Origin of the sequence: Saccharopolyspora ipomoeae (assembly GCF_029952525.1) — a bacterium.
Taxonomy (GTDB): Bacteria; Actinomycetota; Actinomycetes; order Mycobacteriales; family Pseudonocardiaceae; genus Saccharopolyspora; species Saccharopolyspora ipomoeae.
Genome location: NZ_JASAOF010000003.1, coordinates 367,770 through 383,810, shown reverse-complemented (window position 1 = coordinate 383,810; position 16,041 = coordinate 367,770). Strand labels below are relative to the sequence as shown.

Genomic DNA, 16,041 nt, shown 5'->3' with positions numbered 1-16,041 from the left:
GTGCGGCGGTCGATAATGGGACTCGTGACTGATGCTGCTTGGGGTCCGGGTGTGGCCACCGCCGTCGGGTCGCTTCCCGGGACCGATCCGGTGGAGGCGGCGCGGACCGCGGTCGGGGAACTGCCGGAGCTGATGCCGGTGCCCGAGCTGCCCGCGCGCGGGGTCGGGGCCGACATCCTCGGCCGGACCGCGGGGCTGCTGGTCGACCTGGCGGTCGAGGTCGTGCCGTCGGGGTATCGCGTGGCGAGCTCGCCCGGGATGGATCACCGGCGGGCCGTGGACCTGCTGCGCTGGGACCTCGACGCGTTGGAGCAGGCCGTCACCGAGGCCGGTGCGCCGAAGGTCGTGAAGGTGCAGGCCGCCGGGCCGTGGACGCTGGCGGCCGGGATCGAGCTGGCGCGCGGACATCGGGTGCTCACCGATCACGGCGCGCTGCGGGACTTCACCGAGTCGCTCACCGAAGGTCTCCTCGGGCACGTCGGGCAGGTCGCCGCGGGCACCGGTTCGCGTGTGCTGGTGCAGCTGGACGAGCCGTCGCTGCCCGCCGTGCTCAAGGGTGCGCTGCCCACGCCGTCCGGGTACGGCAACGTCGCGGCCGTGCCGGAGCCGGACGTGCAGCGGCTGCTCGGCGAGGTGATCGACGAGATCGGGTCGGCGACGGGGGAACCCGTCGTCGTGCACTGCTGCGCCAAGCGCCCGCCGGTGGAGTTGCTGCGCCGGGCCGGGGCCGGTGCGATCTCGCTGGACGCCTCCGGTCTGGGCGAGGTCACGGGCCGCTTCGCCGACGAGCTCGGCGAGGCGTGGGAGGAGGGCACGACGCTGTTCCTCGGGCTCGTCCCCAGCGTCGACCCCGCGGGGCAGGCGGAGCTGCGCGACATCGCGCAACCGGCGTTCGACCTCGCGACGCGCCTCGGCTTCGGCAAGAAGACCCTCGCCGAACGAGCCGTCCCCACCCCCACCTGCGGTCTCGCCGGGGCGTCCCCGGCCTGGGCCCGCCGCGCGATCTCCCTGACCAACGACCTCGCCAAGCTCTTCGCCGACGAAGCCGAATCCTGATCTCCGGTCTCACTCGGTGCTGGCGGGGAATCGCTGGGCGAACAGGGGTTCCCGGCGAACCGAAGTCCACTGTGGAGCGACGTTCGGCGCGTCCGTTTGGACCGGTTGATGTGGGCTCGTTGTCCGAATGTTTTGCGGAAATGCCCGTGGTCTGACCTTTGCGCTGGTAGGAAGAGCCCTGTGGGGAGTCATTGCGTCAGCGAGCTTGACCGCGTCGCCTGGATCGGGCGGAGCACGATCCAGGACGCGGCGTGCCTGACCCTGGTCCGCGACAGCGACCTGGGTCGGGTGGCCGCGTCGTTCGGTGCGGTCACGTCGCACGGCCGGTCACTGGACATCGACGAGTTCTGCGAAGAGGCCTTCGCCTACCAGGAGAAGCACCCGATGATCGCGCTGCGGACGGTCGGGGAGTGGACCCTGGTGGTCGAGGACAGCGGAGGGCAGGGCGTCCGGCCCGAAGTGCTGCGGCGCGTCGCGCGTCCCGAAGCGGTCTCCTGCTACTGGGACGAGGACGTGCGCACGCGGTTCGTGCACGCCGTCGACGGCGTCGTCCAGACGTCCTTCGAGGCCGTGCTCCCCGAGTACCGGGAGGGCGCCGAACCCGACGGGCTGGAGGAGCACCGCGAACACCTCCCCTGGTCGGACGGGTCCCCGGTGCAGCTGATGCTGGCGCTGGCCGGGCGGATCACCGGTGAGGTCCCCAGCGAGGAGTGGCTGACCGGAGAGTTCTGCACCTACCCGGTCGCGCCCTGGCCCGACGACCTGGTGTCGCAACCGCTGGGCGACCTCGACGGCTACCCGGCGGAGATGCTGACCGCGCTGCGCGCGGCCGGCGAGCGGGACCAGCGACGGGTGCTGCGGTCGCTGGCGCGCTACGTCGCCACCACCGCCGAATGCCTCGACCTCCCGGTCGTGCAGCACATCCTCGCCGGGAACCGGCCGCCGTGCGCGGAAGTCGACCAGACCCTGCGCGAACTCGTGTGGAGCGGGATCTGGGAGCGGCCCGCTCTCGTCAGCCGCAACCGGCTGCACGCCATGCAGGTCATCCGGCAGATCATGCACGAGGACTCCCGCCACGCACTGTCCGGCGTGCTCACCGGCGTGACGGCGGTGCGCGGTGTCGAGCCGGGGGCCATCACCGCCCTCGTGCGGGACGAGCTGCCGTGAGTTCTCTCGTCCCGCCACGCTGAGCTCGGCCGAACGGCACAATGGTTCGCATGTTCAGGTTCCTGCGCCGCCGTGATGCCGAAGCCCCCGCCCCGTCGGTCGAGGGAGGGGCGGCCGAGGGAGGGTCGGCCGAGACCGACGTGGCCGCCGAAGCGGCGGAGCGGGCGGCGGCGTTCTGGTCGTGGTGGGACGACAACCTGCCCGAGATCGCCTCGGCGCTCGGCGACAGCGAACCCCAGCGCATCGAGAACCTCGTCGCCGACGCGGTCGTCGGCGTCCACCCGGACCTGACCTTCAGCATCGAGCACGGCGAGAAGGCCGCGTTCGCGCTCGTCATCAGCAGCCAGGCCGATCCCGGGCTGCGTCCCTACACCGATGCGTGGATGGCGGCCGCGCCCGCCGCCGACACGCTGTGGGAGTACCACGACTCGGTCCCGGCCGTCCCGGACCCGACGCAGGTCACCGTCAACCTGCGCGGCGAGAAGTACCCGTTGGAGCAGGTGCGGGTGGTCGCGCAGGTCGACGAGTCCGAGGGCCTGGTCGACGTCGCCGTCTACCACCCGGGCTTCGGCGCGCTCGACGAGAACGCGCGGCGGGCCCTGACGTTCCTGCCGCTGGACGCCACGCTCGGTGAGCGGCTGGCCGCCGACCGGCTGGGGCGGGTCGAAACCGCCGAGGCCGAGCCGGAAGGGTCCATCGGCCTGCTCGAACTGCGCGAGCTGGTGCGCGAGCTGGACCGCAACGCGCGCTGAGCCGCTGCGTGCTCGTGTCGGTGCCGGTCGCTAGTCTCGGGGCGTGACCAGCAAGGACGTTGACGAGCTCAATCCCAGCGAGGACGCCGAGGGCGTGCCCGCCGACCCCGCCGCCCACGGTGCGGCCGAAGGCGTCGAGGACGTGCCGCCCGACGTGCGCGAACAGTACGCGGAACTGGCCGAGGAGGTTCGCGGCCACCAGTTCCGCTACTACGTGCTGGACTCGCCGACGATCTCCGACGGCGAGTTCGACGAGCTGTTCACGCGTCTGCAGCGGATGGAGGCCGAGCACCCGGCGCTGCAGGCGCACGACTCGCCCACGCAGGTCGTCGGCGGCACCTTCTCCACCGCGTTCACCCCGGTGGCGCACCTGGAGCGGATGCTCAGCCTGGACAACGCCTTCGACTCCGAGGAGCTGCGGGCGTGGGTCGAGCGGGTGGAGCGCGAGGTCGGCGGCGACGCGCACTACCTGTGCGAGCTCAAGATCGACGGCCTGGCGGTCAACCTGCTCTACCGCGACGGGCACCTGGAGCGGGCGCTGACCCGCGGTGACGGCCGCACCGGTGAGGACGTCACGCTCAACGTGCGCACCATGGGCGACGTGCCGGAGCAGCTGTCCGGCACCGACGAGTACCCGGTGCCGGAGCTGGTGGAGGTGCGCGGCGAGATCTTCTTCCGGGTCGACGAGTTCGCCGAGCTCAACGCCAAGCTGGTCGACGCGGGCAAGGAACCCTTCGCCAACCCGCGCAACGCCGCGGCCGGGTCGCTGCGGCAGAAGGACCCGCGGGTGAGCCGGTCCCGCCCGCTGCGGCTGATCTGCCACGGACTGGGCAGGCGCGAGGGTTTCGAGCCGGAGCGGCAGTCGGAGTCCTACGCGGCGCTGAAGGCGTGGGGGCTGCCGGTGTCCCGGCACACCGTCGTTCTGTCCACTGTGGATGAACTGATCGGCCACATCCAGCACTGGGGCAAGAACCGCGACTCCGCCGAGCACGAGATCGACGGCATCGTCATCAAGGTCGACGAGGTGCCGCTGCAGCGCAGGCTCGGCGCCACCTCCCGCGCGCCGCGCTGGGCCATCGCCTACAAGTACCCACCGGAGCAGGCCACCACGAAGCTGCTCAACATCGAGGTCAACGTCGGCCGCACCGGCCGGGTCACGCCGTACGCGGTGATGGCGCCGGTCAAGGTCGCCGGGTCGACGGTGTCGATGGCGACCCTGCACAACGCCGACGAGGTGCGGCGCAAGGGCGTGCTCATCGGCGACCGCGTCGTCATCCGCAAGGCCGGTGACGTCATCCCCGAGGTGCTGGGCCCGGTCGCCGACGTGCGCACCGGCGACGAGCGCGAGTTCGTCATGCCCGAGGCCTGCCCCGAGTGCGGGGCCCGGCTGGCGCAGCAGAAGGAGGGCGACGTCGACCTGCGCTGCCCGAACTCCCAGGGCTGCCCCGGTCAGCAGCGGGAACGGCTGTTCTACCTGGCCAGCCGCAAGGTCCTCGACATCGACGCGCTCGGCTACGAAGGGGCTTCCGCGCTGCTGAGCGCCGGTGTGCTCGGCGACGAGGGCGACCTGTTCGACCTCGACGAGGCGAAGCTGCTCAAGACCCCGCTCTACACCACCAAGGAGGGCAACCTCTCGGCCAACGGCGCGAAGTTGCTGGCGAACCTGGAGGAGGCCAAGCAGAAGCCGCTGTGGCGGGTGCTGGTGGGGCTGTCGATCCGGCACGTCGGGCCGACGGCGGCGCAGGCGCTGGCGCGGGAGTTCGTGACGCTGGAACGCATCGAGGAAGCCACCGAGGAGGAGATCGCCAACACCGACGGGGTCGGTCCGACGATCGCCACCGCCGTGCGCGAGTGGTTCGCCGTGGAGTGGCACCGCGAGATCGTGCGCAAGTGGCGCGAGGCCGGGGTGCGGATGGCCGACGAGCGCGACGAGTCGATCCCCCGGACGTTGGAGGGCATGTCGATCGTGGTCACCGGCACGCTGCAGCAGTACTCGCGGGACGAGGCCAAGGAGTCGATCATGGCTCGGGGTGGCCGGGCGGCCGGTTCGGTGTCGAAGAAGACCGCGTTCGTCGTGGTCGGCGACTCGCCGGGGTCGAAGTACGACAAGGCGATGCAGCTGAAGGTGCCGGTGCTCGACGAGGACGGGTTCACCGTGCTGCTGCAGCAGGGCCCGGAGGCCGCCACCGAGCGGGCGCTGCCGCCGGAGGAGTGAGGACACCGCTGTGCGGGGTGGCAGGATCGGTGCCATGGCAACGATTCGAGCCGCCCTGCCGGTGGAGTACGAGACGATCGGGGAGATCTCGGCCAAGGCCTACGCGGACGCGGGCAACGCGCCCGACTACTACCTGCCGGTGCTGCGCGACGCCGCCGACCGCGCAGCCAACGCCGAACTGCTGGTCGCCCTCGACGAGGGCCGTCCGGTGGGCACGGTGACCGTGATCCGTCCAGGTGATTCGTACTCGGAGATCGCGCTGCCCGGGGAGATGGAGTTCCGGATGCTCGCGGTCGATCCGTCCTCCGGCTGCCGGGGTGTGGGCCGGGAGCTCGTCGAGGCGGTCCTGGACCGGGCACGGGCCGAAGGGGTCGGGCGTGTCGTGCTGTGCGTGTCGGAGACCGCGCACCGGCCGCGTCGGCTCTACGAGCGGATGGGGTTCCAGCGGATGCCCGAGCGCGACTGGAGCCCCACCGAGGGCGTCCGCCTCCTCGGCCACAGCCTCGACCTCTGAGCGCCGAGCCGCGTGCTCAGCGGTTCTCGGGGGCGCGTGACGGTGCCAATGGTCGTTGGCAGCGGACAGTTTTAGCCATAATCACCCATGATCAATGTCCCTTTTGCCCGGTCAATTATGGCTAAAACCGTCACCAGGTGACGTACGCGCTCGACGTGACCGGCAAGACGGGGTGGGGTCAGCCGTCGAGGACGACGGAGACGATGCCCGCGAGGTGGGCGAGGCGCGCGAGTTCCGCTGCGCGGAACATGGGGCCGCCGGGGCGTCCGGCGAGCAGCACGCGATCGGGCTTGCCGATGGGGGTGGCGGCGAGCTCCGTGCCCAGCTCCTGCCAGGTCTCCGGCACCCAGGTCTCGTCGCCGTCGAGGATCGTGGCGCGCGGCAGCGGCAGCCACGGGAGTTCGAGGTAGCCCTCCTGCGGCGCGGAGGTGCTCGCGGCGAGCTGCTCGGCGCCGCCGGAGCGGTGCCCGAACACGATCGCCCAACCCGATCGGATGATCTTCGGGACGCCTTCGGCGAAGATCTGCAGGCCGCGGCCGGGCTCGGCGGCGATCTCCTCGACGAGCTCCAGCTCGCGGTGCGTGTCAAGCACGCCCGCGTAGGGGCGGACGGCGTCGACCTCGACGCCGTCGATGGACTCCGCGGCGGTGATCAGCACGTCCGGCGGGCGCCCCGAGGGCAGCTCCACCACGAGGTCGTCGATGGCCGTGCCGCCGATGCGTTCGACCACGTCGACGCTGAGGATGTCGGCACCGATCTCGCCGAGCGCGCTCGCCACCGACCCGAGATTGCCGGGTCGGTCCGGTATCTGCACCCGGATGAGGAAGGACACCGGACTCAACGCCTCCAGTTTCGTGCGCGACACCTCGCCGGCCGCGCGTTTCCTTCGCGTGCTCGTCCGCTTGCGCGGCAGCTCGTGCGAGGACAACCGCGGAGAAATTGTGTCAGACGCCGCGTAGTCATCTTGCTACAGCCGTCCGCTGTGTAGAACGACCAGGGGATTCCGGAAAGTTCCCGGGCGCGCCTCGCCAGGCACGACCCCTGCCCGGTCTGGCAGCGTGGCCGCCATAGACTGGGACGTACTCGTAAACCGGACATGACCAGGGAGCCTTCGCAGTGTCCAAGATCTCCCGCGACGAGGTCGCACACCTCGCCGGCCTGGCGCGGCTGGCCGTCACCGAGGCCGAGCTCGACACCTTCGCAGGCCAGCTCGACCAGATCCTCGACGCGGTGGCGAAGGTGGGGCAGGTCGCTGCGGACGACATCCCACCGACGTCGCACGCCGTGCCGGTGACCAACGTTTTCCGCGAGGACGAGGTCCGCCCCGGGCTGACGCGCGAGCAGGCGCTCGCCGCGGCGCCCGCGGCCGAAGAGGACCGCTTCCGCGTTCCCCGCATCCTGACTGAGGAGGCCTGATGAGCCTGACCGGGCTGACCGCGTCCGAGCTGGCCGCCAAGCTGGCGGCAGGGGAGGTCACGTCGGTCGAGGTGACGCAGGCGCACCTGGACCGCATCGCCGCCGTGGACCCGCTGGTCCACGCGTTCCTGCACGTCGACGCCGAGGGCGCCCTCGCCGCCGCCCGCCAGGCCGACGAGGACCGGGCCGCGGGCAAGGCGGCCTCGCCGCTGGCCGGTGTGCCGCTGGCGCTCAAGGACGTGCTGACCACCACCGACATGCCCACCACCGTCGGCTCCAAGATGCTCGAGGGCTGGATGGCGCCGTACGACTCGACGGTGACGCGCAAGTTGCGCGAGGCCGGTGTGGTCGTGCTGGGCAAGACCAACATGGACGAGTTCGCGATGGGCTCGTCCACCGAGAACTCCGCCTACGGCCCGACCCGCAACCCGTGGGACACCGACCGCATCCCGGGCGGTTCGGGCGGCGGTTCCTCGGCGGCGCTGGCCGCGTTCGAGGCACCCCTGGCCATCGGCACCGACACCGGCGGCTCCATCCGCCAGCCGGGCGCGGTGACCGGCACCGTGGGCGTCAAGCCCACCTACGGCGGGGTGTCCCGCTACGGCCTGGTGGCGTTCTCCTCGTCGCTGGACCAGCCGGGCCCGTGCGCGCGGACGGTGCTGGACGCGGCGCTGCTGCACGAGGTCATCGCCGGGCACGACCCGATGGACTCCACCTCCATCGACCAGCCGGTGCCGCAGGTCGTCGAGGCCGCCAAGCAGGGCGCCAGCGGTGACCTGACCGGCGTGAAGATCGGCGTGGTCCGCGAGTTCTCCGGCGACGGCTACCAGCCGGGCGTGCAGCGGGCGTTCGACGCCGCCGTCGCGCAGCTGTCGAAGCTGGGCGCCGAGGTCGTCGAGGTCTCCTGCCCGCACTTCGACTACGCGCTGGGCGCCTACTACCTGATCGCGCCGAGCGAGTGCTCGTCGAACCTGGCCCGCTTCGACTCGATGCGCTACGGCCTGCGCGTCGGCGACGACGGCGAGCACAGCGCCGAGCAGGTCATGTCGATGACCCGCGAGGCCGGCTTCGGCCCCGAGGTCAAGCGCCGCATCATGCTCGGCACCTACGCGCTGTCCTCGGGCTACTACGACGCCTACTACGGCCAGGCGCAGAAGGTGCGGACGCTGATCACCCGCGACTTCACCGCCGCGTTCGAGCAGGTCGACGTGCTGGTCTCGCCCACCACCCCGACCACCGCGTTCAAGATCGGCGAGCGGGTCGACGACCCGATGGCGATGTACCTCGCCGACCTGTGCACGATCCCGTCGAACCTGGCGGGCAACGCCGCCATGAGCCTGCCCTGCGGTCTGTCCGATGAGGACGGTCTGCCGGTGGGTCTGCAGATCATGGCCCCGGCGATGGCCGACGACCGGCTCTACCGGGTCGGCGCGGCCTACGAGGTCGCCCGCGACGCCGAGCAGGGCGGTCCGCTGATCAACCGTGTCCCGAAGCTGGAGGCGGCGGTATGAGTCGCTCCCACGCCACCGATGCAGGAGGTCGCAAGGTGAACCCGAAGTTGAAGGCCGCGTTCCAGCTCGCTTCCGTGGTCTCGGCGGCCTTCGGGCTGAAGGCCAGCTACAAGGCGGCCCGCGAGAACAACGACAAGCTCGAACTGGCCGACGTCATCATCACGGCGCTCGGTCTGATCACGGGTACCGCTCTGGCGGTGCGCGCGCTGCGCAAGGGGAGTGACGAGGAGTGACCGCCGTCGCCGAGATCATGGACTACGACGAGGTCCTGGCCCGGTTCGACCCGGTGCTGGGCCTCGAGGTCCACGTCGAGCTCTCCACCAAGACCAAGATGTTCTGCGGCTGCGCCAACGCGTTCGGCGCCGAGCCCAACACCCAGGTCTGCCCGGTGTGCCTGGGCCTGCCGGGTGCGCTGCCCGCGGTCAACGGCAAGGCCGTCGAGGCCGCGATCCGGATCGGCCTGGCGCTGAACTGCCAGGTCGCCGAGTGGTGCCGGTTCGCCCGGAAGAACTACTTCTACCCGGACATGCCGAAGAACTTCCAGACCTCGCAGTACGACGAGCCGATCGTCTTCGACGGTCACCTCGACGTGGTGCTCGACGACGGCGAGACCTTCCGCGTCGACATCGAGCGGGCGCACATGGAGGAGGACACCGGCAAGTCGCTGCACATGGGCGGTGCCACCGGTCGCATCCACGGCGCCGACTACTCGCTGCTGGACTACAACCGGGCCGGCGTGCCGCTGATCGAGATCGTCACCAAGCCGATCACCGGTGCCGGTGAGCGCGCCCCCGAGGTCGCCCGCGCCTACGTGGCCGCGCTGCGCGACCTGCTGCGGGCGCTGAACGTCTCCGACGTGCGCATGGACCAGGGCTCGCTGCGCTGCGACGCGAACGTCTCGCTGATGCCCAAGGGCACCACCGAGTTCGGCACGCGCACCGAGACCAAGAACGTCAACTCGCTGCGCAGCGTCGAGCGCGCGGTGCGCTACGAGATGCAGCGGCACGCGGCGGTGCTGACCTCCGGCGGGTCGATCCTGCAGGAGACGCGGCACTTCGACGAGTCCAGCGGGTCCACCTCGGCCGGTCGGCCGAAGGAGACCTCGGAGGACTACCGGTACTTCCCGGAGCCGGACCTGGTTCCGATCGCGCCGTCGCGCGAGTGGGTCGACGAGCTCTCCAAGACGCTGCCCGAGCTGCCGTGGGAGCGCCGCAAGCGCGCCCAGGAGGAGTGGGGCCTGTCCGACGAGGAGCTGCGCGACCTGGTCAACGCCGGGGCGCTGGAGCTGATCGCCGAGACCGTCGAGGCCGGTGCCGCGCCGGGCGACGCCCGCTCCTGGTGGGTGGCGTACCTGTCGCAGCAGGCCAACACCCGCGGTGTCGAGCTCGCCGACCTGGCGATCACGCCGAAGCAGGTGGCCCGGGTCGCGGCGCTGGTCGGCGAGGGCAAGCTGACCAACAAGCTGGCCCGCCAGGTCGTCGACGGCGTCCTCGACGGCGAGGGCGAGCCGGACGAGGTCGTCGCCGCCCGCGGTCTGGAGGTCGTCTCGGACGACTCGGCGCTGCAGAAGGCGATCGACGAGGCGCTGGCGGCGCAGCCGGACATCGCGGAGAAGATCCGCGGCGGCAAGGTCCAGGCCGCCGGTGCGGTGGTCGGCTCGGTCATGAAGGCCACCAAGGGCCAGGCCGACGCCAAGCGAGTCCGCGAACTCGTCCTCAAGGCCTGCGGCCAGTAACCCACCCGCACGTCCCCGAAGAGCCCCCGGCTTGAAGCCGGGGGCTCCTCGTCGTCTCGGGGCCTTTTTGGGGAGGGACAGTTTTCATGAAAACCTCCTCACACCGGGGGAGACGAAGTTTTCATGAAAACTTCCCCCTCCCTCAAGTGACGAAGGTTCCCTCGGGGTCTCGGTTCCTCACGGGGGTGAGGTTTTCATGAAAACTGTCCCGTCCCGTGTGGAGTGCAGTTTTCATGAAAACTGCGCGTTCTCCGGGGTGGGGATCGGATTTTCCGGGGGTCAGCGGATGTGGGCGATGTAGCCGTCGGGGCGGATCAGGACCTCGGTGCCCTCGGTGACGTCGTAGGTCGTGTAGGCGTCGACGTCGGTGAGGGAACCTTCCTGCCGGTTCTCGCGGCGGGTGATGTGCAGGGGCCGCACCTGGGGTGAGTGCTGGGGAACCTTCCTGTCGAAGCACAGCAGCGTCCAGTGGGTTCCGCGCAGCAGGTCGAAGAGGCCGACCGTCTCGCCGTCGGGGGTGCGCAGCAGGGCGCCGGGGGCGCGGTCGCCTGCTCGGACCCGGCCGGGTTCCGGGCGCTCGTCGGTGGTGAGGGGACCGTTGCGGTAGCCGATTCCGAGCTGGTTGGTCGCGGCGCCGCGCCGCAGTGCGTCAGAAGTTCCCCGCAGGGTCTTGTCCAGCAGGTCCGCGCTGAGCCCGAGCACGCTCGCGGCGACCGGGCGGCGCTCGGCGTCGTAGCTGTCGAGCAGTTCGGGGGAGCCGTCGGCGAGCTTCCAGCCCAGGTTGTAGGCGTCCTGCACGCTCGTGTTGAGCCCTTGACCGCCGGTCGGCGGGTGCGTGTGCGCGGCGTCCCCGGCGAGGAACACGCGGCCCGAGCGGAAGGTCTCGGCCAGTCGTGAGTTCGGTCGCCAGATCGTCGACCACGTCAACTCCCGGATCCGCACGTGCGAAGCGCCGAAGTGGTCCAGCAGGCCCTGCACGTGGGAGGAATCTTCCCGGGCCTCGTGGGTGGAGGGAGGCCTTGCTGCGCACGGCAGCACATCGGTTCCCGCGAGGGGTGTGAGGCTGACGCCGTGGCCGGGTTCGGTGGCGGATTGGAAGTGGTGGGCGAGCTCGGGGTGGTCGAGGCCGGTCACCCGGGCGTCGAAGAGGACGAGCTTGGTGGCCTCGTCGGTGTCGCCGAGGAACTCGACGCCGAGCCGCTTGCGGACGGTGCTGCGGCCGCCGTCGGCTCCGACGAGGTACTCGGCGCGCACGTCGCCGCTGGTCAGCGTGGCCGTCACGGAGTCGTCGTCCTGCCGCAGGCTCTGCAGGGCGTTGCCGCGCTCGACCTTCACGCCGAGGTCGGCGAGGCGGTCGCGGAGGATCTCCTCGGTGCGCCACTGGGGAACCATCCACCCGTTCGGATGCGGCACCTGCGGGCTGGGTTCGACGTGCTCGGCCATGCGGACCTCGCCGGTGGGCACGCCGTCGGTGTAGGTGCGGAAGGGCGGTGGGAGAAATCCGGCCGCCACGATCTCGTCGATCACGCCCAGGTCGTCGAAGACCTCCAGGGTGCGCGGTTGGAGGCCATCACCGCGCGATCCGGGCAAGGGCTCCTCCCTGGCATCCACGATCCGGCAGGGCACGCCGCGACGGGCCAGTTCGATGGCCAGCGTCAGCCCGGCGGGGCCGGCGCCGGCGATCAGCACTCGGGTGTCCATCAGCACTCCTTGGTGAACTGAGATTCAGTGAATATGAATTCAGTGAACCGCTTGCTAGGTTTCCCGTCAAGCGGCGAGGGAGGAGAAGCGATGCCGGGAAGCATCCGCAAGGCGCAAGCGGCCGAAACCGAGGCGGCGCTCAAGACCGCGGCCGGGCGCGTCTTCGACCGGCAGGGCTACCTCAACACCAAGATCACCGACATCACCGCCGAAGCGGGCCGGTCCGCCGGGTCCTTCTACAACCACTTCAGGAGCAAGGAAGAACTCCTCGAATCACTGCTCGCCGACCTGCTGGAGGCCGGGGACCAGGACGTGCTCACCTCCGAGGAGCACTCGGCGGACCTGCGCGACCGCGCCGCCATCCGCTGGCACGTCGCCCAGTACTGGGGCTTCTTCCGCGAGCACCGGGCCGTGCTCATCGCGCTGCGCCAGGCCGCCTTGATCGACCAGCGCTTCGCCGACCGCGCCGCCGAGCTCCTCGAACCCGACGTGCACCACCTCGCCGACCACCTGGCGCACTGCGAACGGCCCGAGGCCACGGCGCTGGCCATCGCCGGGCTCTGCCAGCAGTTCGCCCACACCAAGCTCGTCGAGGAACAGCCCCTGCTCGCCGCGCTCACCGACGAGGACGCGATCGACCTGCTCACGGGCATGATCGACCGAGGCATCAACGGGTAGGGGCTGTTCGCGCACGCGGGGAGCCGCATTCCACCACCTGAGCAACCGCCGCCGGTCAGGTTCCGCCACCCGCACCGCCGAGCAGCGCGACCACGGACCGGTCCTCAGTCCTTGCCCGCGGTTCCGCCGGTCGGGGGTTCCAGGCGGAGGACCCGGTCGTCGCTGGGGACCGGGCGGTCGCCGTCGCGGTTGGTGGTGCCGAGCCAGACCAGGCCGTCCGGCGCCAGGGCCGCGGTGGCGAAGCGGCCGTAGCGGTTCTCCAGGACCTTGGTGGGCTGACCGGTGAAGCTGCCGTCCGGAGCCGGGTGCAGCGTGTAGAGCGCGGAGGCGTCGCGCAGCGCCACGATCACCGTCGACGGGTCCGCCGCGCAGCCCGACACGCCCGGCCGGTCCGACCAGGTCCACGCCGGATCGCCCAGCGGCTCACCGAACTTCACCCGGTGCAGGGCGTCCTGGCCGCCGTTGCGGTCGGTCACCCAGAACATGTCGAGCGCGGCCGTGCCGCAGAGGCCGGTCGGCTCGTTCAGCCCCGAGGTCACCACCGGCGAGTCCTGCTTCGGGTTGCCCTCGGCCGGCTTCCCGAAACCGTCGATGCGCAGCAGCTTCCCGGCCAGCGACGTCGGGTCGGCCGCGTTGCCCGGGTCACCGGCGCTGCCCGTGGCCACCAGCAGGGCGCCCTTGCCGTCGTCGAGCAGCGCGCCCGAGTTGCCGGTGGAGCCCTTCGGGATGCCGGTCAGCACCGGTTTCGGCCGATCGCCGCTGGCCACGCGCACGACCTGGTTGTCCGAACCGGTGGTGATGTAGGCGTAGAAGAGCTCGTCCTCGTGGTAGGTCGGCGACAGCGCGAGACCGGTGAGGCCGCCGCCGCTGCTGGAGTCCACCGGAATCCGGGCCAGCTCAACGGGTTCCGCGCCCTTCTGCACGCGCAGCACGCGGCCCGTGGTGCGCTCGCCGACGAGCGCGCTCTGCCCGTCCGGCAGCACCGCGATCGCCCCGACCGGGTCCAGGCAGGTCGTGATCACCGCCGGGTCGGGGTCCTCGCAGCCCACCGCCTGCGGGGGCTGCTGCGGTTGCGGCGCTCCGGGCGCCTCCGACGGCGGCGGCTCGCTCTCGAAGGACGGTTGCGGTCCGGCCTGCGGTTCCAGCGACGGCTGGTCGGCGAACGGCCGGGTGTGCTCGTTCGGGAACTCGGCGCAGCCGCTCAGCACGACACCGAGCACCGCGCAGGCGCCCACCAGCACACGAGACCGACCCATCACGCCCCCGACCCTATCCGTCCCCCGGTGAACCCGGGGTGAGCCTCCAGGACTCGGTCCCCACGAGGAACCCGACTTCCATCGAAATCGGGTCACCGGTGGTGGGGTGGTGGGTGGAGGGTTCTGCGGCGTCGGCGGGGTTGGGGCAGGGGGATGCGGAGCCTGCGGACCGGTGGGGGTGGCGGGTCGATGCCGCGGCGGGCGCACTCGACGGCCTCGACGCGGCGCAGCAGCAGGTCGAACTCGGCGCGGACGGTGTCGGGAGCCTCCAGCGGGATGAAGTGCGAGGTCTCCAACATCCGCACCCGGGCCTGCGGGAGGGAACCGACCTGCTTCGCGGTGGTCAGCGGCTCGCCGAGGGGGTCCCAGCGCCCGGCCAGCAAGGTGAGCGGGCAGGTGATGCCGGGCAGGCCGTCGCGGACCGAGGAGCTCCAGGCCAGGGCGAGCTCGGCGTGCGTGCGCCAGTCGCGCCGCACGAGGTTGCGCAGCGCGGCCGCGGTGGCGGCGTGGTCGGAGTCGGCGGGCAGCAGCCCGGCCTGGCGCAGCAGGTGGCCCGGCCAGTCGCCGACGGGGAGCTGCGCAGTCACCGATTCCACCAGGTCACCGGTCAGCTGCAGCGAGGCCGACCCGGTGGCGGCGAGCAGTCGCCGCAGCCGCCCGGGCACGCCGATCCCGGCCAGCAGCGCTTCGGCGCCCGCGGTGGGAGGGCCGGCGAGCAGCAGCAGCCCGCGCACCCGGTCGGGGTGGCGGGCGGCGAGCTCCACGGCGAGCGCGGTGCCTCCGGACCAGGCCAGGACCACGCAGTCGGGTGCACCGGCGTCGTCGAGAACGGTGAGGACGTCGGCGATGCGATCACCGGTGGTGCCGGAGGAAATGCGTTCCGGGGACCAATTCAGGACCTGGGTCGCGCAATCGAGCGGAAGCAATTCCGGCGCCGAAACCAGTTCGGGGAGCACGAGAACCGCCCGCGGAGCCGTGACGCTCCACGGCCGATCGCCACGGATTTCCCGGAAATGCTCCTGACCTGCGGAGACGTCGAGATCTCCGGACATGCGCTCGCGGAATTCCAGGTCTTCCATCGGAACATTTTCCCCCTGGTCGGAGACGAGTGGTATCGAACCTGTCACGTGTGGGAAAGGTTTTCTCCCCAGGGGTCGCACTATCGGGTGAAGATGCCCTAGCCTCCTGCGGCGTGAGGATCCAAGACGATCGCCCCGGCGGTGCGGGCGGCTCCCCCGACGATCGCAGCTACGGCGCGCACGCCCAGCGGCCGCGCGGCGCGAAGGGTGCGGCCAAGAGCACGCAGAGCCTCGGCGCACGCCAACACAACTACTACGACGAAGACGACGGCTACAGCGCAGGTGAAGCGACCTCGCTGGTGGGCGGCGTCGGTGAAGACTCCGGTTACGCCGAGGAACTCGGCAAGCAGCGCAAGCCGTTCGCCTGGAACGGGGGAACCGATCTCGGACTGCTGGTCCTGCGACTGGCGCTGGGCGGGGTCTTCCTGCTGCACGGCGCGCAGAAGCTGTTCGGCGCGTTCGGCGGTCCGGGCCCGGAGGGCTTCGCGGAGGTTCTCTCCGGCATGGGCTTCCAGCAGAGCGCGGCGCTCTCGCTGGTGACCGGCGGCACCGAGCTCGGTGCCGGTGCGCTGCTGGTCCTGGGCCTGTTCACGCCGGCCGCCGCGGCCGGTGTGGTGGGGCTGATGGCCAGCGCGGTGTTCGTCAAGCTGGGTGCCGGTTTCTTCAACGCCGACGGCGGTTTCGAGATGGACGCCATCCTCGGCGCCGTCGGGATCGGCTTGTTGTTCACCGGTCCCGGCCGGGTGGCCTTGGACTACGGGCGAGTGTGGTTCCGCCGCCCGTTGGGATTCGGCTTCTTCGGGCTGATCATCGCGGCTGGCGCGGCCGCGGCGATCCTGATCCTGTTCCACCGCCCCTGACACGACGCGCACCGACACGAATCGGGCCCCGCTCCACCGAGGAGCGGGGCCCGATTTCACGTCAGGCAAGCGCCGGAGGCGCTTTCTCTTTCACCACCTGA

Annotated in this window: 15 protein-coding genes; 11 read left to right on the top strand and 4 right to left on the bottom strand. The window is 71.1% G+C overall.

The window, feature by feature from the left end; genetic code table 11:
• Positions 1 to 24: 24 nt before the first annotated feature.
• The 5 genes from QFW96_RS08385 to QFW96_RS08365 all read left to right on the top strand — a co-directional run bounded on the left by QFW96_RS08385 (position 25) and on the right by QFW96_RS08365 (position 5,704).
• On the top strand, positions 25 to 1,056 hold the full coding sequence (locus tag QFW96_RS08385) for a methionine synthase (RefSeq protein WP_281454976.1): 1,032 nt from the start codon (positions 25 to 27) through the stop codon (positions 1,054 to 1,056).
• A 180-nt stretch (positions 1,057 to 1,236) separates the two neighbouring features.
• Positions 1,237 to 2,223 carry a DUF6461 domain-containing protein gene (locus QFW96_RS08380; RefSeq protein ID WP_281454975.1) on the top strand — a complete coding sequence of 329 codons (987 nt, stop codon included), beginning with the start codon at positions 1,237 to 1,239 and terminating at the stop codon, positions 2,221 to 2,223.
• Positions 2,224 to 2,273: 50 nt separating this feature from the next.
• On the top strand, positions 2,274 to 2,975 hold the full coding sequence (locus QFW96_RS08375) for a hypothetical protein (protein WP_281454974.1): 702 nt from the start codon (positions 2,274 to 2,276) through the stop codon (positions 2,973 to 2,975).
• A gap of 43 nt (positions 2,976 to 3,018) precedes the next feature.
• On the top strand, positions 3,019 to 5,190 hold the full coding sequence (ligA, locus tag QFW96_RS08370) for an NAD-dependent DNA ligase LigA (protein WP_425524729.1): 2,172 nt from the start codon (positions 3,019 to 3,021) through the stop codon (positions 5,188 to 5,190).
• Positions 5,191 to 5,224: 34 nt separating this feature from the next.
• Positions 5,225 to 5,704: a GNAT family N-acetyltransferase gene (locus QFW96_RS08365; protein ID WP_281454973.1), complete on the top strand. Its 480-nt coding sequence runs from the start codon at positions 5,225 to 5,227 to the stop codon at positions 5,702 to 5,704.
• A 178-nt stretch (positions 5,705 to 5,882) separates the two neighbouring features.
• Here the strand turns inward: QFW96_RS08365 and QFW96_RS08360 are convergent, their stop codons facing one another.
• Positions 5,883 to 6,536, bottom strand: coding sequence for an ACT domain-containing protein (locus QFW96_RS08360; RefSeq protein WP_281455173.1), 654 nt, complete (start codon positions 6,534 to 6,536; stop codon positions 5,883 to 5,885).
• 284 nt (positions 6,537 to 6,820) lie between these two features.
• On the opposite strand from QFW96_RS08360, the gene gatC reads away from it, so the two are divergent.
• Genes gatC through gatB form a run of 4 tightly spaced genes read left to right on the top strand, consistent with a single transcriptional unit; the run spans position 6,821 to position 10,366 of the window.
• Entirely contained in the window at positions 6,821 to 7,120 is a 300-nt protein-coding gene (gene gatC / locus QFW96_RS08355) for an Asp-tRNA(Asn)/Glu-tRNA(Gln) amidotransferase subunit GatC (RefSeq protein WP_093413507.1), read from the top strand.
• Positions 7,120 to 8,631 (top strand): Asp-tRNA(Asn)/Glu-tRNA(Gln) amidotransferase subunit GatA, encoded by a 1,512-nt coding sequence (gatA, locus tag QFW96_RS08350; protein ID WP_281454972.1) that lies wholly within the window; start codon positions 7,120 to 7,122, stop codon positions 8,629 to 8,631. Before gatC ends, gatA begins: the two co-directional genes overlap by 1 nt.
• A 35-nt stretch (positions 8,632 to 8,666) precedes the next feature.
• A complete protein-coding gene (locus tag QFW96_RS08345) occupies positions 8,667 to 8,864 on the top strand; it encodes a hypothetical protein (RefSeq protein ID WP_093413503.1) in 198 nt (65 codons plus the stop codon).
• Positions 8,861 to 10,366, top strand: a complete 1,506-nt coding sequence (gene gatB, locus QFW96_RS08340) for an Asp-tRNA(Asn)/Glu-tRNA(Gln) amidotransferase subunit GatB (protein WP_281454971.1) — start codon at positions 8,861 to 8,863, stop codon at positions 10,364 to 10,366. The genes QFW96_RS08345 and gatB overlap by 4 nt, the downstream gene beginning before the upstream one ends.
• Before the next feature lie 279 nt (positions 10,367 to 10,645).
• Here the strand turns inward: gatB and QFW96_RS08335 are convergent, their stop codons facing one another.
• Positions 10,646 to 12,067: an FAD-dependent monooxygenase gene (locus QFW96_RS08335; RefSeq protein ID WP_281454970.1), complete on the bottom strand. Its 1,422-nt coding sequence runs from the start codon at positions 12,065 to 12,067 to the stop codon at positions 10,646 to 10,648.
• Between the two features lie 90 nt (positions 12,068 to 12,157).
• On the opposite strand from QFW96_RS08335, the gene QFW96_RS08330 reads away from it, so the two are divergent.
• Positions 12,158 to 12,745 carry a TetR/AcrR family transcriptional regulator gene (locus QFW96_RS08330; protein WP_281454969.1) on the top strand — a complete coding sequence of 196 codons (588 nt, stop codon included), beginning with the start codon at positions 12,158 to 12,160 and terminating at the stop codon, positions 12,743 to 12,745.
• A 104-nt stretch (positions 12,746 to 12,849) separates the two neighbouring features.
• On the opposite strand, the gene QFW96_RS08325 is transcribed toward QFW96_RS08330, so the two are convergent.
• Complete coding sequence (locus QFW96_RS08325; RefSeq protein WP_281454968.1) at positions 12,850 to 14,001, bottom strand: PQQ-dependent sugar dehydrogenase; 1,152 nt, start codon at positions 13,999 to 14,001, stop codon at positions 12,850 to 12,852.
• A gap of 92 nt (positions 14,002 to 14,093) precedes the next feature.
• Positions 14,094 to 15,080, bottom strand: coding sequence for an alpha/beta fold hydrolase (locus QFW96_RS08320; RefSeq protein ID WP_281454967.1), 987 nt, complete (start codon positions 15,078 to 15,080; stop codon positions 14,094 to 14,096).
• A 113-nt stretch (positions 15,081 to 15,193) separates the two neighbouring features.
• Here QFW96_RS08320 and QFW96_RS08315 point away from each other — a divergent pair, with 113 nt between their 5' ends.
• Positions 15,194 to 15,940 carry a DoxX family protein gene (locus QFW96_RS08315; protein WP_281454966.1) on the top strand — a complete coding sequence of 249 codons (747 nt, stop codon included), beginning with the start codon at positions 15,194 to 15,196 and terminating at the stop codon, positions 15,938 to 15,940.
• The last annotated feature ends 101 nt before the right edge of the window (positions 15,941 to 16,041 follow it).

Bases quoted from the DNA above. Each gene is read 5' to 3' on its own strand.
- QFW96_RS08375 (WP_281454974.1), top strand. From the start codon at position 2,274: ATGTTCAGGTTCCTGCGCCGCCGTGATGCCGAAGCCCCCGCCCCGTCG.
- QFW96_RS08365 (WP_281454973.1), top strand. From the start codon at position 5,225: ATGGCAACGATTCGAGCCGCCCTGCCGGTGGAGTACGAGACGATCGGG.
- gatA (WP_281454972.1), top strand. From the start codon at position 7,120: ATGAGCCTGACCGGGCTGACCGCGTCCGAGCTGGCCGCCAAGCTGGCG.
- QFW96_RS08335 (WP_281454970.1), bottom strand. From the start codon at position 12,067: ATGGACACCCGAGTGCTGATCGCCGGCGCCGGCCCCGCCGGGCTGACG.
- QFW96_RS08330 (WP_281454969.1), top strand. From the start codon at position 12,158: ATGCCGGGAAGCATCCGCAAGGCGCAAGCGGCCGAAACCGAGGCGGCG.
- QFW96_RS08325 (WP_281454968.1), bottom strand. From the start codon at position 14,001: ATGGGTCGGTCTCGTGTGCTGGTGGGCGCCTGCGCGGTGCTCGGTGTC.
- QFW96_RS08320 (WP_281454967.1), bottom strand. From the start codon at position 15,080: ATGGAAGACCTGGAATTCCGCGAGCGCATGTCCGGAGATCTCGACGTC.